The organism is Streptomyces sp. NPDC006296 (genome assembly GCF_040613235.1).
Taxonomy (GTDB): Bacteria; Actinomycetota; Actinomycetes; order Streptomycetales; family Streptomycetaceae; genus Streptomyces.
The window spans coordinates 16,112-36,935 of the sequence record NZ_JBEXRT010000051.1 but is presented as its reverse complement, the minus strand read 5'-3'; the positions used below and the strand labels follow the sequence as shown (position 1 = coordinate 36,935).

Annotated in this window: 17 protein-coding genes; 11 read left to right on the top strand and 6 right to left on the bottom strand. The window is 73.4% G+C overall.

Annotated features, from left to right (window positions below; translation table 11 throughout):
- Nucleotides 1-39: 39 nt before the first annotated feature.
- The 3 genes from hydA to ABZ172_RS26865 all read left to right on the top strand — a co-directional run bounded on the left by hydA (nucleotide 40) and on the right by ABZ172_RS26865 (nucleotide 4,218).
- Nucleotides 40-1,437 (top strand): dihydropyrimidinase, encoded by a 1,398-nt coding sequence (gene hydA, locus ABZ172_RS26875; RefSeq protein WP_356887357.1) that lies wholly within the window; start codon nucleotides 40-42, stop codon nucleotides 1,435-1,437.
- Nucleotides 1,438-1,564: 127 nt separating this feature from the next.
- A complete protein-coding gene (locus ABZ172_RS26870; RefSeq protein WP_356887355.1) occupies nucleotides 1,565-2,566 on the top strand; it encodes a TIGR03842 family LLM class F420-dependent oxidoreductase in 1,002 nt (333 codons plus the stop codon).
- An 83-nt stretch (nucleotides 2,567-2,649) separates the two neighbouring features.
- A complete protein-coding gene (locus ABZ172_RS26865) occupies nucleotides 2,650-4,218 on the top strand; it encodes an NCS1 family nucleobase:cation symporter-1 (protein ID WP_356887353.1) in 1,569 nt (522 codons plus the stop codon).
- A 28-nt stretch (nucleotides 4,219-4,246) separates the two neighbouring features.
- Here the strand turns inward: ABZ172_RS26865 and ABZ172_RS26860 are convergent, their stop codons facing one another.
- Entirely contained in the window at nucleotides 4,247-5,008 is a 762-nt protein-coding gene (locus tag ABZ172_RS26860; RefSeq protein ID WP_356887351.1) for a hypothetical protein, read from the bottom strand.
- Between the two features lie 404 nt (nucleotides 5,009-5,412).
- On the opposite strand from ABZ172_RS26860, the gene ABZ172_RS26855 reads away from it, so the two are divergent.
- The 3 genes from ABZ172_RS26855 to ABZ172_RS26845 all read left to right on the top strand — a co-directional run bounded on the left by ABZ172_RS26855 (nucleotide 5,413) and on the right by ABZ172_RS26845 (nucleotide 9,828).
- A complete protein-coding gene (locus ABZ172_RS26855) occupies nucleotides 5,413-5,766 on the top strand; it encodes a hypothetical protein (protein ID WP_356887349.1) in 354 nt (117 codons plus the stop codon).
- A 226-nt stretch (nucleotides 5,767-5,992) separates the two neighbouring features.
- Complete coding sequence (locus ABZ172_RS26850; protein ID WP_356887347.1) at nucleotides 5,993-7,474, top strand: amidase; 1,482 nt, start codon at nucleotides 5,993-5,995, stop codon at nucleotides 7,472-7,474.
- A gap of 134 nt (nucleotides 7,475-7,608) precedes the next feature.
- On the top strand, nucleotides 7,609-9,828 hold the full coding sequence (locus tag ABZ172_RS26845) for an NADP-dependent isocitrate dehydrogenase (protein WP_356887345.1): 2,220 nt from the start codon (nucleotides 7,609-7,611) through the stop codon (nucleotides 9,826-9,828).
- 276 nt (nucleotides 9,829-10,104) lie between these two features.
- Here ABZ172_RS26845 and ABZ172_RS26840 read toward each other — a convergent pair whose 3' ends face one another.
- On the bottom strand, nucleotides 10,105-11,169 hold the full coding sequence (locus ABZ172_RS26840; protein WP_356887343.1) for a biotin/lipoate A/B protein ligase family protein: 1,065 nt from the start codon (nucleotides 11,167-11,169) through the stop codon (nucleotides 10,105-10,107).
- 356 nt (nucleotides 11,170-11,525) lie between these two features.
- Here ABZ172_RS26840 and ABZ172_RS26835 point away from each other — a divergent pair, with 356 nt between their 5' ends.
- Together ABZ172_RS26835 and ABZ172_RS26830 are read left to right on the top strand one after the other, a co-directional pair.
- Entirely contained in the window at nucleotides 11,526-11,978 is a 453-nt protein-coding gene (locus tag ABZ172_RS26835; protein ID WP_356887341.1) for a hypothetical protein, read from the top strand.
- A gap of 79 nt (nucleotides 11,979-12,057) precedes the next feature.
- Nucleotides 12,058-13,068 carry a YdcF family protein gene (locus ABZ172_RS26830; protein ID WP_356887339.1) on the top strand — a complete coding sequence of 337 codons (1,011 nt, stop codon included), beginning with the start codon at nucleotides 12,058-12,060 and terminating at the stop codon, nucleotides 13,066-13,068.
- 57 nt (nucleotides 13,069-13,125) lie between these two features.
- Here ABZ172_RS26830 and ABZ172_RS26825 read toward each other — a convergent pair whose 3' ends face one another.
- The gene (locus ABZ172_RS26825; protein WP_356887337.1) at nucleotides 13,126-13,314 is read right to left on the bottom strand and encodes a hypothetical protein; all 189 of its coding nucleotides are present in this window, start codon (nucleotides 13,312-13,314) and stop codon (nucleotides 13,126-13,128) included.
- 212 nt (nucleotides 13,315-13,526) lie between these two features.
- Between ABZ172_RS26825 and ABZ172_RS26820 the strand changes: the two genes are divergently transcribed.
- The 3 genes from ABZ172_RS26820 (at nucleotide 13,527) to ABZ172_RS26810 (ending at nucleotide 17,868) form a co-directional block, all read left to right on the top strand.
- A complete protein-coding gene (locus tag ABZ172_RS26820) occupies nucleotides 13,527-15,323 on the top strand; it encodes a gamma-glutamyltransferase (protein WP_356887335.1) in 1,797 nt (598 codons plus the stop codon).
- 45 nt (nucleotides 15,324-15,368) lie between these two features.
- Nucleotides 15,369-16,211, top strand: a complete 843-nt coding sequence (locus ABZ172_RS26815) for an inositol monophosphatase family protein (RefSeq protein WP_356887333.1) — start codon at nucleotides 15,369-15,371, stop codon at nucleotides 16,209-16,211.
- Between the two features lie 241 nt (nucleotides 16,212-16,452).
- Nucleotides 16,453-17,868 carry an NAD(P)/FAD-dependent oxidoreductase gene (locus ABZ172_RS26810; protein WP_356887331.1) on the top strand — a complete coding sequence of 472 codons (1,416 nt, stop codon included), beginning with the start codon at nucleotides 16,453-16,455 and terminating at the stop codon, nucleotides 17,866-17,868.
- Nucleotides 17,869-17,872: 4 nt separating this feature from the next.
- Here the strand turns inward: ABZ172_RS26810 and ssuE are convergent, their stop codons facing one another.
- The 3 genes from ssuE to ABZ172_RS26795 all read right to left on the bottom strand — a co-directional run bounded on the left by ssuE (nucleotide 17,873) and on the right by ABZ172_RS26795 (nucleotide 20,789).
- Complete coding sequence (gene ssuE, locus ABZ172_RS26805; protein ID WP_356887329.1) at nucleotides 17,873-18,430, bottom strand: NADPH-dependent FMN reductase; 558 nt, start codon at nucleotides 18,428-18,430, stop codon at nucleotides 17,873-17,875.
- Nucleotides 18,431-18,615: 185 nt separating this feature from the next.
- Nucleotides 18,616-19,392: an alpha/beta hydrolase gene (locus ABZ172_RS26800; protein WP_356887327.1), complete on the bottom strand. Its 777-nt coding sequence runs from the start codon at nucleotides 19,390-19,392 to the stop codon at nucleotides 18,616-18,618.
- A 56-nt stretch (nucleotides 19,393-19,448) separates the two neighbouring features.
- Nucleotides 19,449-20,789: an NtaA/DmoA family FMN-dependent monooxygenase gene (locus tag ABZ172_RS26795; protein WP_356887325.1), complete on the bottom strand. Its 1,341-nt coding sequence runs from the start codon at nucleotides 20,787-20,789 to the stop codon at nucleotides 19,449-19,451.
- Between the last annotated feature and the right edge of the window lie 35 nt (nucleotides 20,790-20,824).

Sequence of the window (20,824 nt, the reverse complement as noted above, 5' to 3'; positions counted from 1 at the left end):
GTGCGAGCGGGCCGGTTCCGCCACTGCGAGGAGGGACACATGAGCCGCACCGTCATCCACGGCGGCCTCGTCGTCACCGCGTCCGACGAGATCCACGCCGACGTGCTCATCGAGGGCGGACGCATCGCCGCCCTCGCCGCCCAGGGCACCGACGCCGCCGCGGGCTGGACCGCCGACCGCCGCATCGACGCCACGGGGATGTACGTCGTCCCGGGCGGTGTGGACGCGCACACGCACATGGAGATGCCGTTCGGCGGGACCTACGCCGCCGACACCTTCGAGACGGGCACCCGGGCCGCGGCGTGGGGCGGCACCACCACGATCGTCGACTTCGCGATCCAGACCGTGGGGCGCTCGCTGCGCGAGGGGCTCGACACCTGGCACGCGAAGGCCGACGGCAGGTGCGCCGTCGACTACGGCTTCCACATGATCCTCTCCGACGTGAACGCGTCCTCGCTCAAGGAGATGGACCGCCTGGTCGCCGAGGGCGTCACCTCGTTCAAGCTGTTCATGGCCTACCCGGGCGTCTTCTACAGCGACGACGGGCAGATCCTCCGCGCCATGCAGCAGGCCTCCGGCAACGGCGGCCTGATCATGATGCACGCGGAGAACGGCATCGCCATCGACGTCCTGGTCGAACAGGCGCTCGCCGAGGGGCGCACCGACCCGCGCCACCACGGAGATGTGCGCAAGGTGGCGCTGGAGGCCGAGGCCACGCACCGGGCGATCCAGCTCGCCCGGGTCGCGGGGGCGCCGCTGTACGTCGTCCACGTCTCCGCCGACGAAGCCGTCGCCGAGATCGCCGCCGCCCGCCACCAGGGGCTCCCGGTGTTCGGCGAGACCTGCCCGCAGTACCTGTTCCTCTCCACGGACCAGCTGGCCGAACCCGGCTTCGAGGGCGCGAAGTACGTCTGCTCGACCCCGCTGCGCCCCCGGGAGCACCAGGAGGCGCTCTGGCGCGGTCTGCGCAACGACGAACTCCAGGTCGTCTCCACCGACCACTGCCCCTTCTGCTTCTCGGGCCAGAAGGAGAGGGGCCGGGAGGACTTCTCGAAGATCCCCAACGGCCTGCCCGGGGTGGAGAACCGGATGGACCTGCTGCACCAGGCCGTGGTGGAGGGCCACCTCTCGCGCCGGCGCTGGATCGAGATCGCCTGTGCCTCCCCGGCCCGGATGTTCGGGCTGTACCCCAAGAAGGGCACCATCGCCCCGGGCTCCGACGCGGACGTCGTCCTCTACGACCCCGCCGCCGAGCAGACCATCTCCGCCGCGACCCACCACATGAACGTCGACTACTCCGCCTACGAGGGCAAGCGGGTGACCGGGCAGGTCAGGACGGTCCTGTCGCGGGGTGTCCCGGTGATCGAGGACCGCGCCTACGTGGGGCGCGCCGGCCACGGCACCTACCTCCCGCGCGGCACCGGCCCGCTCCGCTGAGCCCTGCGGCGCCCCGCCGCCCTCCTCGCGGGCGGCGGGGCGCCGCAGGGCCGGGACGCCGCACCGGCCGCGGCTCCGGCATCCGCACACCCGCGTTCCCCGCCAGCACCGGACCAGGAGCATCTGTATGGATTTCGGACTCGTCCTCCAGACCGATCCGCCCGCATCGGACGTCGTCGGACTCATGCGCCGCGCCGAGCGGAACGGTTTCCGCTACGGCTGGACCTTCGACTCGGCCGTGCTGTGGCAGGAGCCCTTCGTCATCTACAGCCGGATCCTCGAACACACCGACCGCCTGATCGTCGGACCGATGGTCACGAACCCGGGGACCCGCACCTGGGAGGTCACCGCCTCCACGTTCGCCACACTCAACGACATGTACGGCAACCGCACCGTCTGCGGCATCGGGCGCGGCGACTCCGCGATGAGAGTGGCGGGCCGCAGACCGAACACCCTGGCCCGGCTGGGGGAGGCCATCGAGGTGATCAGGGACCTCGCCGAGGGGCGCGAGGCCGTCGTCGACGGACAGCCGGTCCGGATCCCGTGGGTGAAGGACGGCAGGCTGCCCGTCTGGATGGGAGCGTACGGCCCCAAGGCGCTCGCCCTGGCCGGGGAGAAGGCCGACGGCTTCATCCTCCAGCTGGCCGACCCCTACCTCACCGAGCGGATGGTGCGGTCGGTGCGCGACGCCGCGGCGGCGGCCGGCCGCGACCCGGACTCCGTCACCATCTGCGTCGCGGCCCCCGCCTACGTCGGCGGCGACCTGGTCCACGCGCGCGAGCAGTGCCGCTGGTTCGGGGGCATGGTCGGCAACCACGTGGCCGATCTGGTCTCCCGGTACGGCGAGCACTCCGCGCTCGTGCCCGAGGCGCTCACCGCGTACATCGCCGGGCGCACCGGATACGACTACAGCCACCACGGCCGCGCCGGGAACCCGGACACCGCCTTCGTGCCCGACGAGATCGTGGACCGCTTCTGCCTGCTGGGGCCCGCCGACGCGCACATCGAGAAGCTCCGGGCCCTGCGCGATCTGGGCGTCGACCAGTTCGCCGTCTACGCCATGCACGACGCGCGGGAGGCGACCATCGACGCCTACGGCTCCACGGTCGTCCCCGCCCTGTCCGCCTGACCTCGGCACCCCGCAGCGGCTGCCCCGTCACCACGCGCCCACGCCCCGCACGGCACCTCATCCGAGCGAAGGGTCACGCCACCATGACCGCAACCGTCCCACCCGTACCGCCCTCCCCGTCCGGCGCGCCGGCGGACGACCCGTCGGGCCGGGTCGAACTCGCCCCCGGGGCGGTCCCCGAGGACTCCCGCTTCGTCAACGACGACCTGCTGCCGGTGCCCCTGGAGAGGCGCCGCTGGACGACGTACAACTTCGCCGCGCTGTGGATCGGCATGGCCCACAACATCCCGTCCTGGCTGCTGGCCTCCGGCCTCGTCGCGCTCGGCATGGACTGGAAGCAGGCCGTGTTCACGATCGCCCTGGCGAACCTGATCGTGCTGGCACCGATGCTGCTGACCGGGCACGCCGGACCCAAGTACGGCATACCCTTCCCGGTGCTGGCCAGGGCCTCTTTCGGGCTGCGCGGCGCCAACCTGCCGGCCCTGATCCGGGCGGGTGTCGCCTGCGCCTGGTTCGGCATCCAGACCTGGATCGGCGGCGTCGGGATCTTCACCCTGCTGGGCAAGATCTTCGGCGGCTGGGCGGGGGCCGCGGAGATCGGCGGACAGGCCTGGACGCTCTGGCTCTGCTTCGCGCTGTTCTGGGCACTCGAACTCGCCATCATCCACCGGGGCATGGACACCCTGCGCCGCTTCGAGAACTGGGCCGCGCCCTTCGTCCTCGTCGGCGCGGTGGCCCTGCTCGTCTGGGTCGCGGTCAAGGCCGGCGGTTTCGGGCCGCTCCTGGACCAGCCGTCCGCCCTCGGCTGGGGCGCGGACTTCTGGCCGGTCTTCTTCCCCTCCCTGATGGGCATGATCGCCTTCTGGTCCACGCTCTCCCTCAACATCCCCGACTTCACCCGCTTCGGCGCCGGCCAACGCGCCCAGATCCGCGGCCAGTCGCTCGGGCTGCCGACCACGATGACCTTCTTCGCGCTGCTCTCCGTCTTCGTCACCTCCGGCTCCCAGGCCGTGTACGGGGAGACGATCTGGGACCCGGTGCAGCTGGTCGCGAAGACCGACAACGTCTTCGGTCTGCTCTTCGGGCTGGTCACCGTGCTGGTGGCGACCGTCTCCGTGAACATCGCGGCCAACGTCGTCTCACCGGCGTACGACCTGGCCAACCTCGCCCCGAAGTTCATCGACTTCCGCACCGGCGCCCTGGTCACCGGGGTCGTCGGGGTGCTCATCATGCCGTGGAAGCTGACCGGGACGCCCGAGCTGTACATCTTCACCTGGCTCGGCCTGGTGGGCGGACTGCTCGGCACCGTGGCCGGGATCCTGATCGCCGACTACTGGATCGTCCGCCGGACCGTGCTCCACCTCCCGGACCTCTACCGTCCCGGCGGACGCTACTGGTACACGGGCGGCTGGAACTGGCGCGCGGTGGTGGCCTTCGCCGTCGGCGGCGTCCTCGCGGTGGGCGGTTCCTCCTCGACCGTCGACGCCGAGGGCGCCGCACAGGGGCCGTTCCCCACGGACGGCCTGATCCCCGTCCTCGCCCCGCTCGCCGACTACGGCTGGGCCGTCGGTCTCGCCTCGTCCCTGGTCCTCCACACCCTGCTCAGCCTCGGCCTGCGCGAGAGGGGGACCGGCCGGTCGGCCGCCGGCTGACGCGTCGACCGCGCCGCAGCGGGCTCCCTCACGACTGGGCGGGAGCCCGCCCGAGCACGGCGTTGATGTCCACGGTGTCCTGCGGGGACGGCGTGGCCGCGGGCACCGGTGTACCGAAGCCGGAGAAGTCCACGGCCGCGTCCGCCCCGTCGCCCCGGACGGTGATCCGCACCGGGTAGTGCCGGCCCCCGGTGTCCACGTACGCCGTCAGTTCCTGTCCGTGCAGGGTCCTGGTGACCGGTACGGTGCGCACCCCGTCGACCGTCGTCACCCTTCCCTTGGTGTAGGTGCCCGCATTGGTGTCGGCGTGGTCGGAGACCAGCTTCTGAAAGGTGTCCAGATCGCACGCGTCCACGACGGGCCGCAGCCGGGAGTCCGAGGCCGAGCCCTTCATGTACCGCCCGGCGAGCACCGACGCGAAGGCCGAGCCGCCGATCGGGACCTCGTTCTTCCAGAAGGCCGCGTCCGGCTTCAGCCAGACCGAGTCGCCGCGCTTGACGATCCGCACCGTGCCCTCGCCCTCGCCCAGGTCGACCCCGCCCGCGCAGTTGCCGCTACGGTCCAGCCCGAGGTCGACCGTCATCGGGGGACGGCCGCGGCCCAGGTCGCCCCGGGCCCGCAGATGCACGGAGCCGACGCCCAGCAGGGCGTCGCGGGAACGGTCGGCGATCTGCCGGGCGGGGAGCGACTCGATGCCGTCGTCCGCGTGCGCCACCGTGCCGCCCGTGACGGCGAGCAGGGCGACCGCCGCGCAGGCGGCGGACCGTGTGGCGATGCGCTGTCCTGTCACCGCGCCTCCTCGGAAACGTCCCGTGCAGCGGCACGTCGAGCGTGATCCGTCCCCCCTGGCGAGCGTACGCCCGCACCCGGGGGCCTGCCCGGTGGACCGGCGGTGACCGGGGGTGAGGACCACCGCCCCGCTTCCCGGCCGCTCCCGCCGGAGCGTCGAGGTCCGCGCGGCGCCCCCGTCCGGGCCGGTCAATCAGCCGGTGCGGGGCGCCCTCACCGTCGGGGTGAACGTGCCGCTCCCGCCCCGGCAGCGGACCGGGCGGCCCCGCGGGCAGGTCCGGCGTCCGGCCCGCGGGCGGAGTACGGAGGGTGAGGTTCGGCGCTGTTTTCCGCGAGGCCCGCGGGGGAGTGCAGCCGCGAGGAGCACCGCAACCCACCGGGCGTTCACCGGGACCAAGGGGAGACATGAAGAAGCCGATCAGGGGAAACGCCGTACGCGCACTCGCCGAGGGGGCGGCCGCCGCCGGTCTGGCCGTCGCACTCGCCGTGCCGGCCACCGCGGCACCGGCCCTCGCCCCCGCCACCCCGCCCGGCCTGTCGTGCGACACGGGCAAGCACGCGGTCGACGACCACACCGGGTACGCGCTCTGCAGGAACAACGGCTCGGCCACCCAGACCTTCTGGGTGCACCTGGTCTGCGGCTGGTCGCCCGACGTGGACGGTGACCACGTGACCCTGGGGCCGGGCGAGTCCGGGCAGTCGACCGCCCACTGCGCGGGCCTCGGCACGGGGATCGGCGAGATCCAGGTACGCCCGTAGAGCGGGCCGCCGGGCAGCCGCCTCCCGGAGGCGTACGCCCGCCCCGCGTGTCCACCGGCGTCCCGCCCGTGCCCGGGTGCCCGGCGGGGCGGGCAGGCGGTGCCCGGTCGGCGCGCGGGGTGCTTGAGCGGGCCCCCGTGCCTCGTTACTCTCCGGTAGAGCCGTTCGGGCGGCCCCGGACGGACGCCGGGGCCGGTGCTCCGGCGGACCCGAGGAGGCGGTGGCGATGTCCGCAGCGGATCCCAGGGAGCGGACCGGTCCGCCGGGGCCGGCGGAGCCGTCCGCCCGGCCGGGACTCGTGGACTGCGCCAGGGAGCTGGCCGAGGGCCGGACCACCTCGACCGCGCTGGTCACCGCGGCACTGGCCCGCATCGAGGCGAGCCGGCCGACCCTCAACGCCTTCCGGCACCTGCGCACGGAGGCCGCGCTCGCCGAGGCCGCCGAGGCCGACCGGCGCCTCGGCGCCGGTGAGCGGCTCCCGCTGCTCGGGGTGCCGGTCGCGGTCAAGGACGACACCGACGTCGCCGGCCTGCCCACCCACTTCGGCTGCGACGGCGTGCGCCCGCCCGCCACCACCGACAGCGAAGCCGTCCGCAGGCTCAGGGCCGCCGGGGCCGTCGTCGTCGGCAAGACCAACTCCTGCGAGCTGGGGCAGTGGGCGTTCACCGAGGGGCCGGCGTTCGGGGCCACCCGCAACCCGTGGAACCCCGCCCACACACCCGGCGGCTCGTCCGGCGGCTCCGCGGCGGCCGTGGCCGCCGGACTCGTCCCCGCCGCACTGGGCTCGGACGGTGCCGGTTCCATCCGCATCCCCGCCGCCTGGACCCACCTCGTCGGCATCAAACCCCAGCGGGGCCGGATCTCCGTGCACCCCCGCACCGACGCCTTCCAGGGCCTCACGGTCAACGGCCCGCTCGCCCGTACCGTCGCCGACGCCGCCCTCCTCCTGGACGCCGCCGCGGGACCGCACCCCGGGGACCCGCACCGCCCGCCCGCCGTCGACGCCTCCGCCGCGGCCCGCCGCGACCCGGGCAGGCTGCGCATCGGCCTGTCCCTGCGGCCCCCGCTCACCCTCACCCGGAACGCGCCGCACCCCGAGGTCGTCCGCGCCGTCACCGCGCTCGCCGACGCCCTCGCCGGACTCGGCCACCACGTCGAGGAGGCCGGCCCGCGCTACGGACTGATCGGCCTCTCCTTCGTGCCCCGGGCGACCGCGGGCATCGCCGAACTCGCCGCACTGCATCCCGAACCAGGGCTCCTGGACCCGCGCACCCGCAGCGCCCTGCGCACCGGGACCCGGCTCGGCGGCCGGATCGTGCGGGCCGCCCGCGCACGGGAGGTGCGCCAGCACGCCCGGATCGGCGCCTTCTTCGACACCGCCCGCGGCGGGACCGGGTACGACGTGCTGCTCACCCCGACCACGGCCGCACCGCCCCCACGGATCGGGGCCTTCGACCGGCTCGGCGCCTGGCGCACCGACCTCGCGATGACCTCGGCCTGCCCCTACGCCTGGCCCTGGAACGTCCTCGGCTGGCCCGGCGTCAACGTCCCCGCCGGCTTCACCCGGGACGGGCTGCCCCTCGGCGCCCAGCTCCTCGGCCCCTCCCGCAGCGAGGCCCTGCTGGTCTCCCTCGCGGCCCAGCTGGAGGCCGACCGCCGCTGGTACGCCCACCGGCCGCCGGCACACCGCGGGGCGCCCGGACACTGACCGCACGGCAGGCCCGGCCCCACCGGACAGGAGCGACCGGTTCCGCCGCGATGGCGCGGGCCACTGTGGAGAGGGTGCCGGGCACGAGATATCTTGATGTCAAGCAATGTTGCAGACGTGGAGCGGAGCACCCGGTGACTGACTCGACCATCATCTATACGCACACCGACGAGGCCCCTGCCCTGGCGACGTACTCGTTCCTGCCCGTCGTCGAGGCGTACGCCTCGACCGCCGGCGTCACGGTCGAGCGCCGCGACATCTCCCTGGCGGGGCGGATCATCGCCGGCTTCCCGGAGCGTCTCAAGGCCGACCAGCGTATCGATGACGCGCTCGCCGAGCTCGGTGAGCTGGCCGGGACCCCCGGTGCCAACATCATCAAGCTGCCCAACATCTCGGCCTCGATCCCGCAGCTGAAGGCCGCGATCGCGGAGCTCCAGGAGCAGGGCTACGCGCTCCCGGACTACCCGGACGACCCGCGGACCGACGAGGACAAGGATGTCCGCGCGCGCTACGACAAGGTCAAGGGCAGCGCGGTGAACCCCGTCCTGCGCGAGGGCAACTCCGACCGCCGCGCCCCTGCCTCGGTCAAGAACTACGCCAAGGCCCACCCGCACCGCATGGGTGCCTGGAGCGCCGACTCGAAGACGAACGTCGCCACCATGGGCGTCGACGACTTCCGCTCGACGGAGAAGTCCGTCGTCATCGGCGAGGCCGGCACGCTGCGCATCGAGCTCGCGGGCGACGACGGCACCACCACCGTGCTGCGCGAGTCCGTCCCGGTCCTGGCGGGCGAGGTCGTGGACGCGGCCGTCATGCGCGTCGCCGCGCTGCGTGAGTTCTTCACCGCCCAGGTCGCGCGCGCCAAGGCCGAGGACGTCCTGTTCTCCGTGCACCTCAAGGCCACCATGATGAAGGTCTCCGACCCGATCATCTTCGGCCACGTGGTCCGCGCCTTCTTCCCGAAGACCTTCGCCGCCCACGGCGACGTGCTCGCCGCGGCCGGCCTGACGCCGAACGACGGCCTCGGCGGCATCCTCAAGGGGCTCGACTCCGTGGACGCCGGCGCCGAGATCAAGGCGTCCTTCGAGGCCGAGCTCGCCGAGGGCCCCGCCCTGGCGATGGTCGACTCCGACAAGGGCATCACCAACCTGCACGTCCCCAGCGACGTCATCGTCGACGCGTCCATGCCGGCCATGATCCGCACCTCCGGCCACATGTGGGGTCCGGACGGCAACGAGGCCGACACCATCGCCGTCCTCCCGGACAGCAGCTACGCCGGTGTCTACCAGGTCGTCATCGACGACTGCCGCGCCAACGGCGCCTTCGACCCGTCGACCATGGGCTCCGTGCCCAACGTCGGCCTGATGGCGCAGAAGGCCGAGGAGTACGGCAGCCACGACAAGACCTTCGAGGTCCCCGCCACCGGCACCGTGCGGGTCGTCGACGGTTCGGGCGAGGTCCTGCTGGAGCAGGCCGTCGGCGCCGGCGACATCTTCCGCATGTGCCAGACCAAGGACCTGCCCATCCAGGACTGGGTCAAGCTCGCCGTCACCCGCGCCCGCGCGACCGGCAGCCCGGCCGTGTTCTGGCTCGACGAGGGCCGCGCGCACGACGCCAACCTCATCGCCAAGGTCAACACCTACCTCGCCGAGCACGACACCGACGGCCTGGACCTCTCCATCCGTACGCCGCAGGAGGCCACGGCGTTCTCCCTGGAGCGCATCCGCCGCGGCGAGGACACCATCTCGGTCACCGGCAACGTGCTGCGTGACTACCTCACCGACCTGTTCCCGATCCTGGAGCTGGGCACCAGCGCGAAGATGCTCTCGGTCGTCCCGCTCATGAACGGCGGCGGGCTGTTCGAGACCGGCGCCGGCGGTTCCGCGCCCAAGCACGTCCAGCAGCTGGTCAAGGAGGACTACCTGCGCTGGGACAGCCTGGGCGAGTTCCTCGCGCTCGCGGTCAGCTTCGAGCACCTGGCGACCACCACGGACAACGCGCGCGCCCGGGTGCTCGGTGACACCCTGGACCGGGCGACCGGCACCTTCCTCAACGAGGACAAGTCCCCGAGCCGCAAGCTCGGCGGGATCGACAACCGCGGCAGCCACTTCTACCTGGCGCTGTACTGGGCCCAGGAGCTGGCGCGCCAGACCGACGACGCCGCGCTCGCCGAGGCGTTCGGCCCGCTCGCCGCGACGCTGGCCGAGCAGGAGCAGACCATCGTCGACGAGCTGATCGCCGTCCAGGGCAAGCCGGCCGACATCGGCGGCTACTACCAGCCCGACCCGGCCAAGGCGGAGGCCGTCATGCGTCCCTCGGCCACCTTCAACAAGGCCATCGCGACCCTGGGCTGATCCCCGGCCGCACCCGAACGCCCCGGCAGGCGCCCCGCGCGCCCGTCGGGGCGTTCGCGCGTCCGGCGCCGCGGGCCCCGCCGGCGGAGCGCGGACCGACGGCACCCGGGAAACGGGTGGGGCCGGGCGCTCCGGCTCACGCACCACGGCCCAGGCGCCTCGGTCCATGCGCCCCCTGCGCAGGCGTCCCGGCCCGCGCGGCGGACCTCCCGGCGATGTGGCAGGGCCGGGTCCGGGTGGAGGGCAGCGGGCGGCGGCCACGCGGCCGGAGTGCGCTCAGGGCACGCGCGCGGTCCACTCCTCGGTGGCGAACTTGGTCCGCACCAGCTCCTGCGCCCGTGCCAGCTCGTCCGGGGTGATCCGGCCGGTGGCCAGCCCGTAGCGGTCGCGGAACGAGGCGATCATGTGGTCGATCACCTGCTCGCGGGCGAGGCCGGTCTGCCGGCGGAGCGGGTCCACGCGCTTCGCGGCGCTCCCGGTCCCCTTGCCGGACAGCTTCTCCCTGCCGATGCGCAGGACCTCCAGCATCTTGTCCGCGTCGATGTCGTACGACATGGTCACGTGGTGCAGGACGGCTCCCGGACCGCCGTCGGGGCCCACCATCCGCTTCTGGGCGGCCCCGGCGATCTTGCCGGCGTCGGTGGCGATGTCGTTGAGGGGCTGGTACCAGGCGCGGACGCCCAGATCGGCGAGCGCCTCCAGGACCCAGTCGTCGAGGTAGGCGTAGCTGTCGGCGAAGGTGAGGCCCGACACCAGGGAATCCGGTACGGACAGCGAGTACGTGATCGTGCTCATGGGTTCCACGAACATGGCCCCGCCCCCGGAGACCCGCCGCACCACGGTCATCCCGTGCCTGGCCGCCCCGTCGGGGTCCACCTCGTTCCGCAGCGACTGGAAGCTCCCGATGACCACGGCGGGGGAGGCCCACTCCCAGACCCGCAGTGTGGGGGCGCGGCGCCCGGCGGCCACCTCGGCGGTGAGGACCTCGTCCAGCGCCATGTGCAGCGCCGGGGCCTGCGGCTCCACGTGCACCAACTGCCAGTCGAAGTCGCTCCATTCGGTCGCGTGGGCCAGCGCCCGCCGGACGGCGGTGCCGACGCCCTCCGCGGTCAGCCCCAGCATCACGACCGAGTCCGGCAGCGCCGCCGTGATCCGGGCCGCCAGGCCCGCGGCGTCCGTCGACGACGGCGCGCCCTCCAGGGCCGCGTCGATCGCGAGGACGGCCTCGTCGGGCTCCAGGAAGAAGTCGCCGGCGACCCGCACGTCCCGCAGCACGCCGTCCCGGACGTCCAGATCCACGACGACGAGTTTGCCGCCGGGCACCTTGTACTCACCATGCACGTCCTCGTTCCCCTTCCCGCTCCGCCGAGGAGCCCGGGCCCGCCCCGGAACCCCTCCCCATGTCTACCTCCGGAAGCGGCGCTCCGCCCGCTGCCGGGCCACCGGCCGGCGGGTCCGGGAGCCACTGCGAGGCGGGCGTGTATCGGCGGTGCCGCCGGAGTCCCGGGAAGGCTCGCCGGGCCGGATGAGGCAACCGATCTCGTATGCACCCCTAGGGGGTGTATGCGACTGAAAGCGTACGACCAAATGCCTCAAAGTGTGACGATTAATGATTATCGGGATGGAAGGATGACGGGAGGCAAAGATCAGCGCCCTCGCGTGGCCTCACGCGGAGGCGAATGCGAACGGGAGAGAGCATGCGCGGCGTTCTGATAGGCATCGTGGGGGCCTTGGCGGTGGTCGGAGTGGCGGCCGCTGTGGCCGTACCCGAGGCCACGCAGTGGTATGACGGGCGCCATGAGCAGAAGTCGTCCTACGCCACGGGCAAAGAGGCCAAGGAAGAACGTGGATCGGTGCCGCACTGGCTGCCGGATGACGCCGCCTCGGTGGAGTACGCGATGCGGACCACCGGCGGTGAACGCATCCTGAAGGCGAAACTCGGCAACGGCAGGCTGCCCGCGTCATGCGAGCCGCTCGACGGGCAACCGGCCCCGGGGCCGGAGATGAGTGCGACGTGGTTCCCGCCGGATGCCGCGGGCCGTGCGACCGGCCGGTGCGACTCCTACTACGTCTCGCTGGAGAACGGCACCCTGTACGCCTGGCAGACGAACAAGGACTGGCTCGAGGAGAACCGCCGGTCCGGGAAGTAGCCACTTCTCGCACCGCACCCGCTGCAACCCTCTGCTCCACACCGTCCTCACCGCGCCGCTGATGCATCCGAGGTTCTTCGTGTTCGCTTTCGCCCCGCCGGCCGTCTTCCTCCTGTGGTTCTGCTGGGGTGTACGGCAGGACCGCCGGCAGTTCCGCAACGCCGTCCTGCTCGGCCTGACCGTGCTGGCCCTCTCGAACGCCCTGCTCACGCAGGTGGACCGGCTGCCGCAACAACGGGCTGTCCTGGTGTACTCGTTGGTCTTCCTTGTCCCCGTGCTCGCCATCATGGTCCTCGGCGGCTTTCTCGTCGCCAACGGCCTCACCATGATCCGCAAGGAGGGCCGCAGACCCGCCAACCTCTTGTCAGGGCTGGCCGGGGTCGGCATCTTCGCCATCCTCGCGCTGGTCGCCACGGCCGACTACCTCGGCAACTCGAAGGCATATCGTTCCTTCGTTCTTGCCCTGGTGCTGGTCACTGGCTACATCGCGTTCCTCTTCCTCTGCTTTCTCGTCTACGCCTTTCTGTACGGGCGTATCCGTGTGCGAGGCGACGTGGACTTCGTAGTGATGTTGGGTTCGGGTCTCATCGGCGGTGAACGTGTACCTCCGCTGCTCGCCTCACGCCTGCGCACCGGCCTGAGCATCCACACGCAGCAGGTGGCGCGCGGCGCGGTTGCTCCGGTGCTGCTGGTCTCCGGCGGGCAGGGGCCGGACGAACAGCTGCCGGAGGCCGAGGCGATGGGCCGCTGGCTGATCGCCGAAGGTGCCGACCCGGATCTCGTGCTGGAGGAGCCCCGTTCTCGCACGACGTCGGAGAACCTGCGCTTCAGCCGCAGGATGATGGAGGAGACCGACGAACGCTATGTGTGCGTGGTCGTGACGAACAACTTCCATGCCTTCCGCGCAGCGATGACCGCTCGCCGGGAAGGCGTACGTGGTCAGGTCCTGGGCTCTCCCACCGCTTCCTACTTCTGGCCGAGCGCCACGATCCGCGAGTTCGTCGCGGTCTTCTGGGAGCACCGGACGGTCAACATCGCCCTGTGCATGCTGCTGACGGCGCTCGCCGTGGTGCTGGGGACGGGCCTGTGATGTGCGGGAGGGCCTGCCCGGCTGCCCCAGGACGAGCTGACGTACCGGCGACTTCAGTCAGCACCAGCTCTGGCCGGTGCGTCCGGCGAGCAGGACGAACGGCGTGGGGTCGATGCCGGCGGTGTGGTTCGGGGCGAAGTTCTGCTGCTCGCCGATGATGACGGCTTCGGCGTCGGGCAGGTAGGTGTTGTACGTGGTGCCCGGGCGCGGCTCATCGACGTGGTGCTGCGCCGTCACACGCACCACGTGGGCGGGGCATTCCTCGCCGGCCATCACGCTCGATCACTCTGCGCATGTCATGCCGGAGGCGGGGGAGATGAGCTCCAGGGCGATCGATATCCTGCTGAGGGAGCGGGCGGAGGGGAATTCCGGTCCCGATTCCCCAGATTCTGCCCAGGCCCGGTCCTGAGTGCGGATCCGATCGTCCGACGCGCGTACACAGCGAGGTGAGACCCCGTATGTTCACCACCCGCCCCACCCTCCAGGGCACCTTCGGCATGGTGTCGTCCACTCACTGGCTCGCCTCGCAGTCCGCGATGGCTGTTCTGGAGGACGGCGGCAACGCCTACGACGCGGCCGTCGCCGCCGGTTTCGTCCTGCACGTCGTCGAACCCCACCTCAACGGCCCGGCCGGGGAGGTCCCGATCATCCTCGCCCCGAAGGACGGCGAGGTGCGGGTGCTGTGCGGCCAGGGACCCGCCCCCGCCGGGGCGTCGGCCGCGCACTACCGCTCGCTCGGCCTCGACCTGGTCCCCGGCACCGGACCGCTCGCCGCCGCGGTGCCCGGCGCGTTCGACGCCTGGATGCTGCTGCTGCGCGACCACGGCACCAAGTCCCTCGCCGAGGTCCTGCGGTACGCCGTCGGATACGCCGAGGAGGGCCACGCCCCCGTGGAGCGGGTCGGGTGGACCGTGGAGACCGTCCGCGAGGTGTTCGAGACCGAGTGGCCGACCTCCGCCGAGGTCTACCTCCCCGGCGGGAAGGCCCCCGAGCCCGGCACGCTGTTCCGCAACCCGGCCCTCGCCGCGACCTGGCGGCGCCTGACCGCCGAGGCGCAGCAGAGGGGCGGCGGGGACCGGGTCGCCGTGATCGAGGCCGCCCGCGACATCTGGCGCACGGGCTTCGTCGCCGAGGCGCTGGTCCGCCTGGCAGCCGTCCCCACCCTGGACACCAGCGGGGCCCGCCACACCGGCACCCTCACCGCCGCCGACCTGGCGGGCTGGTCCGCGACGTACGAGGCGCCCGCCACGTACGACTGGAACGGCTGGACCCTCGCCAAGGCGGGCGGCTGGAGCCAGGGCCCCGCCTTCCTCCAGCAGCTCGCGCTCCTCCCGGCCGAACTCCCGGCGTACGGCTCGGCCGCCTACGTCCACCTGCTCGTCGAGGGCTGCAAGCTCGCCATGGCCGACCGCGAGGCCTGGTACGGCGACGCCGCCGAGGTCCCCCTCGACGCCCTGCTCTCCGACGCCTACAACGACGAACGCCGCGCCCTGATCGGCGACACCGCCTCGCGGGAGCTGCGCCCCGGCAGCCCCGGGGGCCGCACCCCCCTCCTCAGCGCGCACGCCCGCGCGGTCGCCGCCGGTGCCGGCACCCCGGGCGCCACGGCGCCGGGAGCCGGCGAACCCACCGTCGCCCGGGACGGCGCGACCCGCGGCGACACCTGCCACCTCGACATCGTCGACCGCTGGGGGAACATGGTCGCCGCCACGCCGAGCGGCGGCTGGCTCCAGTCCAACCCGGTCGTGCCCGAGCTCGGCTTCCCGCTGGGCACCCGGCTGCAGATGGCCTGGCTCGACGAGGGCCTGCCGAACACGCTGACCCCGGGCCGGCGCCCGCGCACCACACTGACCCCGTCCCTCGCCCTGCGCGACGGGGTGCCCGTCATGGCGTTCGGCACCCCGGGCGGGGACCAGCAGGACCAGTGGCAGCTGCACTTCTTCCTCGCCGTGGTGCTCCGCGACCCGGTCCGCGGCGGCCTCGACCTCCAGGGCGCGATCGACGCCCCCAACTGGCACAACGACAGCTTCCCCGGCTCCTTCCACCCGCGCGGGATGCGCCCGGGGAGCGTCACCGTCGAGGAGGGCACGGACCCCGGGATCGTCGAGGACCTGCGCCGGCGGGGCCACGAGGTCACGGTGGGCGACCCCTGGTCCGAGGGCCGCCTGTGCGCCGTCGCCCGCGACCCGCGGACCGGCGTCCTCTCCGCGGCCGCGAACCCCCGCGGCATGCAGGGATACGCCGTCGGCCGCTGAGCACCTGCCCGTGGCGGCCCAGGCGGACCGTGCTTAGCTGGACGCATGATCGATGACTTCCTGTACGGGACCACCGGGGCGACGGCCGCGGTCGAGGCGGCGGTCCGGGCGGCGGCAGCCGCGGAGATCCTGCCGCGCTACCGGCAGCTCGCCGCGCACGAGATCGTCGAGAAGAGCGGCCCGCACGACCTGGTCACCGCCGCCGACCGGCTCGCCGAGGAACACCTCACCGCGTCCCTGACCCGGCTGCTGCCCGGCTCGGCCGTCGTCGGCGAGGAGGCTGTGCACGCCGACCCCGCCGTCTACGACGCCCTCGGCGGCGACGCACCCGTGTGGATCGTCGACCCTGTGGACGGCACCCGCCAGTTCGTCCGCGGCGAGCCCGGCTTCTGCACCCTGGTGGCCCTCGCCCTGCACGGCGAGGTCCACGCCTCGTGGACGTACGCCCCCGTGCTCGACGAGATGGCCGTCGCCGTGCGGGGCCGGGGCGCCACGCTCAACGGCCGGCCGGTGCACAGCGGTTCGCCCGCGCCCGGCGCCGTGCTCAAGGTGGCGATGTCCCACCCCGACTACACCTCCGACGCCCAGAAGCGCGCCCTGCTCGGCCTGCGCACCGAGGGCATCGACGCCCGCGCCTGCGGATCGGCGGGCCTGGAGTACCTCGCCGTCGCCTGTGGCGCGCAGGACGCGATCGCCTTCAACTGGGAGTTCGCGTGGGACCACGCGGCCGGACTGCTCCTCGTCACCGAGGCGGGCGGCACCCAGTCGACACTCTCCGGCGTCCCGTTCCGCATCACCGGCGGGAACGACCTCCCGTTCACCGCGGCCCGGGACGCGGAGACCGCCGAGCGGATCCTCCGGGCCCTGCGCACCGGCGCACAGGCCTGAGGACCGGCCCCTCCTCGCCGAGGTCTCCGGAGCCGGACCGGACGCGTGCCGCGGATTCCGCTTCCGGCCGGGGCGACGGCCTCCGCGACGGCCTCCGCGACGGGCGCAGGAGCGAGCCGGGGGACCGCCGGTGAGGGGGCGCGTGCCCCGTGCACGGGGTGGAGGGCCACCCGGGGGCCCGCTGTCGGTGTCCCCGAATATCCTGGGTCTCCCGGTCACCGGCTGACAAAGGAGTCCGAAGGTGCCATCGATGCTGGATGCCGTCGTCGTGGGAGCGGGCCCGAACGGGCTGACCGCCGCGGTCGAGTTGGCCCGCCGCGGCCTCTCCGTGGAGGTGTTCGAGGCCGGGGACACCGTCGGTGGCGGTGCGCGCACCGAGGAGCTGACCCTCCCCGGCTTCCGCCACGACCCCTGCTCCGCCGTGCACCCCCTCGGCATCGGATCACCCGCCTTCAAAGCGATGCCGCTCGCCCGGCACGGCCTCGAATGGCTCCAGCCGCCGCTCTCGCTCGCCCACCCGTTCCCGGACGGCACCGCCGTGGTGCTCACCCGGTCCGTGGGGGAGAGCGCCATGTCGCTGGGGCCCGTGGACGCGGGCGCCTACCGCAGGCTGGTCGCCCCCTTCACCGGCCACTGGGACACCCTCGCCGAGGACTTCCTGCGCACCCCGTGGGACGGCCTGCCCCGGGACCCGTACCGCTGGGCGCGCTTCGGGCTGGACGCGGTCCAGCCGGCCGCGCTGCTCGCCCGGCGTTTCCGCGGGGAGAAGGCCCGCGGCCTGATCGCGGGCCTCGCGGGACACGCCATCGCGCCCACCACCGGCTTCGCGACCGGGGGCATCGCCCTCCTCTTCGCGCTCGCCGCGCACGAGAACGGCTGGCCGGTGCCCCGGGGCGGTTCCCAGGCGATCTCCGACGCCCTCGCCTCCTTCCTGCGCGAACAGGGCGGCACCGTCCGCACCGGCGTCGAGGTCAGGCGCCTCGACGAGCTCCCGCCCGCCCGCGCCTACGTCTTCGACACTTCGCCCACCGCGCTCGCCCGGATCGCGGGCCTCGGCGGCGCCTACGACCACTACCGCTACGGACCCTCCTGCTTCAAGATCGATTACGCGCTGTCGGGGCCGGTGCCCTGGACGGCGGAGGAGGCCCGCCGGGCCGGCACGGTCCACGTCGGCCCCTCCGCCCCCGAGATCGACGCGGCGCTGCGCGCGGCCGTGGCCGGCCGTGACCCCGAGGTGCCCTTTCTCATCACCTCCCAGCCGAGCGTCGTCGACCCCGGCCGGGCCCCCGAGGGGCGGCACGTCTTCTGGGCGTACGGACACGTCCCGGCCGGCTGGCAGGGCGACGCCACCGAGGTCGTCGAGCGTCAACTGGATCGCTTCGCACCCGGGTTCCGCGACCTGGTGCTGGCCCGCGCCGTCGCCGGCCCGCCGCAGCTCGCGGTGCGCAACGCCAACTACGTCGGCGGCGACATCGCCACCGGGGCGTTCGCCGGCCTCCAGACGCTGATCCGGCCCAGGCTCGCCCGGGTGCCGTACGCCACCGCGCACCCCGCCGTCTTCCTCTGCTCGTCGGCCACCCCGCCCGGTCCCGGGGTGCACGGCATGTCCGGACACCACGCGGCGAAGGCGGTCTGGCGGCGCCTGCGGCAGGCGTGAGCGCTCAGCCGGCCGGGGCCAGCACGGCCGGACGCCCGCCCAGCGCCCGGGAGAAGGCGTCGGTGACCTGGGCGAGGGCCTCCGCGGTGCCCGGTGCGACGGTCAGCGTGCCGTCGGCGCCGGCGGTGAGGTCCGTGTCGAGGGTGAACCATCCCGGCACGATGTGCGCCGCGCCCATGGAGCTCAGCACCGGGCGCAACGCGTAGTCGAGGGCCAGCACATGGGCCGTGCTGCCCCCGGTGGCCAGCGGCAGCACGGTCTTGCCGGTCAGCGCGTACTGCGGGAGGAGGTCCAGCAGGGTCTTCAGCAGCCCCGAGTACGCGGCCTTGTAGACGGGCGTGCCGATGACCACCCCGTCCGCCTCCGCGAACAGCGCGGTGGCCTCGACGACCGCAGGATGCCGGAAGTCGGCACCCAGCAGCGCTTCGGCGGGAAGGGTGCGCACGTCCAGCGGTGTCACCTCGTGGCCCTGCCGGCGGAGCCGGTCGTCCAGGTGGCGCAGGAGACGTGCGGTGCGGGACGTGGCGGAGGGGCTGCCGGAGACGGACAGGACGGTGGCCATGGGGGACCTCTCTCTACGGGTCTCGACGGGGCTCGACGGATCGGTACGGGCGCGGCGGATCACGGGGGACCGGAGCGGCTCTCGGCAGGTCCCGGCGGACCGGCGGATCGCCGCGGACGCCGGCGGATCGCCGCGGGGCTCGGCGGATCTCCACGGGGCGGGGGTGCGGGCGGCACCGGCGGTGTTCACCACGCGCTCGCGTCGACCGTGACGACCGGCACCAGTGCGTTGCGCAGGGTCTCCAGGAAGGTGACGACCTCCGCCGCCACCGAGCGGTGCTGCAGGTCGTTCAGCACGTCGTGGCGGGCGCCGCGCACCACCGAGAGCCGGGCGCGCGGCAGCGCCTTCGCCGTGCGGACGAGAGCCTCGCGGTCCGCGAGCGGATCGGCGTCGCCGACCAGGAGCAGGGCGGGGACGCCGGTCCGGCCCGCGTACGCCGCGGCGAGCAGGGCCTGCGGAACCGCCTCGTCGAGAGCACCGCGCCGGGTGCCGGTGTCCCGGGTCAGGGTGCCCCGGTGGGCGGGGCAGGCGGTGCGCACGTCGAGCTCCTCCTCCCAGCCGCGGGGAGACCCGGCGGACGCCCCGCCGCCGGGGATCCCCGCGAGGACCACGGCGTCCGGACGCACGGCGGACGGCTCGCCGCCCCCGCCGAGCAGCGCCGCCAGCGCGACGGCGCCCCGGTCCGCCCCCACCAGCACGAGAGGCCGCACCGGGCCGTCCTCGCCGGCGGCCGTGTCCTCGGCCGCGGCGGCGAGCCGGTCCCCGAAGCGGGCCAGCGAACCGTCCGGGTCCCCCGCGTCGAGGTCCGGGGCGTCGACGACCCGGACCCGGTAGGCGTCGGCGGCCAGCCGCGCGCCGAGCCGTGCGTACGCCGACCGGGTCTCGCCCCGGCCCGGCACCACGAGGACGGTGCCGCGCGTGCGCAGCCCCGCGGGGCCGTGGTGGTCGGTGTACTCGGTCATTCCAGGCTCCTGTACGGGCGGGTGCGGGCGGCTGTCAGGGGCGGGCGCGGACCGCATCAGCCGGCCACGCCCGTGCGCGCGGAGGTGTGGCGGTTCGCGGGAAGCGGCAGCCCGAGGTTGCCGCGCAGGGTGTCCGACTCGTACTCGGTCCGGAACAGGCCGCGCTTCTGGAGCAGCGGCACCACACCGTCCACGAACCGTTCGAGGTCGGCGTTGTTGCGGAACGCCAGGTTGATCCCGTCCAGGGTGCCCGCGGCGTACCACTGCTCGATGGTGTCGGCGACGGTCTCCGGGGCTCCCACGAACGGCGAGCGGCGGAAGGTGCTGACGGACTCGGCCACCTGACGCAGCGACAGGTTCTCCGCCCGGGCCCGCTCGATGATCTTCGCGGCTCCGGTCCGGCCGCCCTTCTCCGCGAGGTGGGCGACGTCGGGGAACGGTGCGTCCAGGTCGTGCGCGCCGAAGTCGTACGCCCCGAAGGAACGGCCCAGCAGCGCGAGGTTGCCGGCGAAGTCGTTGTCCTCCTCGAAGATCTCCCGCTCCCGGCGCCGTGCCTCCGCGTCGGTCGCCCCGACGACCGGGCCGCCGTGGATGAAGACCTTGAGGTGCTCGGGGTCGCGCCCGTGGGCCGCGGTGCGCTTCTTGACGTCGGCGTAGTACTCCTGGGCCTGCTCCAGCGTGCCGCCCGGGGCGTAGACGCCCTCGGCGACGCGCGCCGCGAGGTCGCGGCCCTCGGCGGAGACCCCGGCCTGGAAGATGACGGGCTGTCCCTGCGGGGACCGGGAGATGTTGAGCGGTCCGGCGACCTTGAAGTGCTCCCCGTCGTGGTCCAGCGCGTGCAGCCTGGACGGGTCGAGGAAGACGTCGCGCTCCACGTCGGCCGGGAAGGCGTCGTCCTCGTAGGAGTCCCACAGACCGCGCGCGACCTGCACGAACTCCAGGGCGCGGCCGTAGCGGGTGGTGTAGTCGAGGTGTTCGTCGAGCCCGAAGTTCCGGGACGTACCGGTGTCGAAGCTGGTCACCACGTTCCAGCCGGCGCGCCCGCCGCTGATGTGGTCCAGCGACGCGAACCTGCGGGCCAGGTTGAACGGCGAGTTGTAGGTGGAACTCGCCGTGCCGACCAGGCCGATGTTCCTGGTGTGGGTGGCGACGGCGGAGAGCAGGGTGAGCGGTTCCAGCCGGTTCAGGTAGTGCGAGGGGTAGGTGGCGTTGATGAACTGGCTGTCGACGACGAACAGCGCGTCGAAGAGGGCGTGTTCCGCCGCCCGGGCCTGCTGGATGTAGTAGTTGATGTCGATGCTGGCGTTCTTCGCGACGCCCGGGTCCTTCCAGAGGCCGTGCTGACCGGGGCCGCCGACTCCGTACGGGTGCAGTGCGAGGTGGATCCTGCGGGACATGGGTGTGTTCCTCTCAGTGGTGCCGCGGGATGCGA

What these genes read in the sequence shown, in the direction of transcription:
- ABZ172_RS26870 (WP_356887355.1), top strand. Translation starts at nt 1,565, where the DNA reads ATGGATTTCGGACTCGTCCTCCAGACCGATCCGCCCGCATCGGACGTC.
- ABZ172_RS26850 (WP_356887347.1), top strand. Translation starts at nt 5,993, where the DNA reads ATGTCCGCAGCGGATCCCAGGGAGCGGACCGGTCCGCCGGGGCCGGCG.
- ABZ172_RS26815 (WP_356887333.1), top strand. Translation starts at nt 15,369, where the DNA reads ATGATCGATGACTTCCTGTACGGGACCACCGGGGCGACGGCCGCGGTC.
- ABZ172_RS26855 (WP_356887349.1), top strand. Translation starts at nt 5,413, where the DNA reads ATGAAGAAGCCGATCAGGGGAAACGCCGTACGCGCACTCGCCGAGGGG.
- hydA (WP_356887357.1), top strand. Translation starts at nt 40, where the DNA reads ATGAGCCGCACCGTCATCCACGGCGGCCTCGTCGTCACCGCGTCCGAC.
- ABZ172_RS26835 (WP_356887341.1), top strand. Translation starts at nt 11,526, where the DNA reads ATGCGCGGCGTTCTGATAGGCATCGTGGGGGCCTTGGCGGTGGTCGGA.
- ABZ172_RS26820 (WP_356887335.1), top strand. Translation starts at nt 13,527, where the DNA reads ATGTTCACCACCCGCCCCACCCTCCAGGGCACCTTCGGCATGGTGTCG.
- ABZ172_RS26800 (WP_356887327.1), bottom strand. Translation starts at nt 19,392, where the DNA reads ATGACCGAGTACACCGACCACCACGGCCCCGCGGGGCTGCGCACGCGC.
- ABZ172_RS26795 (WP_356887325.1), bottom strand. Translation starts at nt 20,789, where the DNA reads ATGTCCCGCAGGATCCACCTCGCACTGCACCCGTACGGAGTCGGCGGC.
- ABZ172_RS26865 (WP_356887353.1), top strand. Translation starts at nt 2,650, where the DNA reads ATGACCGCAACCGTCCCACCCGTACCGCCCTCCCCGTCCGGCGCGCCG.
- ssuE (WP_356887329.1), bottom strand. Translation starts at nt 18,430, where the DNA reads ATGGCCACCGTCCTGTCCGTCTCCGGCAGCCCCTCCGCCACGTCCCGC.